General features: G+C 74.2%; 1 protein-coding gene. It reads left to right on the top strand.

Features of this window, described 5'->3' with window-relative positions:
* On the top strand, window positions 1-283 hold a 283-nt coding region (csgH, locus tag JI664_RS23670), incomplete at both ends, for a curli-like amyloid fiber formation chaperone CsgH (RefSeq protein ID WP_207016248.1).

Here is a 283-nt window from a genome sequence, read left to right as displayed (position 1 = left end):
CCTCTCCGCCCTCCCTCTGCGCCGCAAGGCCGCCTCGCTGTTCCTGGGGCTCGCCGTGCTGGGCTTCACCGCCGCCTGCAGCGCCACCGCGGATACCCGCACCGATAGCCGGACCGCATCCCCGGTCGTCTGCGAGATCGCCCTCGACGCGATCCCCGGCGGCACACGGGTCAGCGGCATCGTCACCGCCGACCGCGCCATTGCCGGCACCTACGAGATGGCGATCCGCGCGCCCTCGGCCTCGATCCGGCAGGGCGGCGATTTCGAGGCCCGGCCCGGTCAG

Origin of the sequence: Rhodobacter sp. NTK016B, assembly GCF_017303295.1 — a bacterium.
Classification (GTDB): Bacteria; Pseudomonadota; Alphaproteobacteria; order Rhodobacterales; family Rhodobacteraceae; genus Pararhodobacter.
This window is presented reverse-complemented; position numbering and strand designations above follow the sequence as displayed.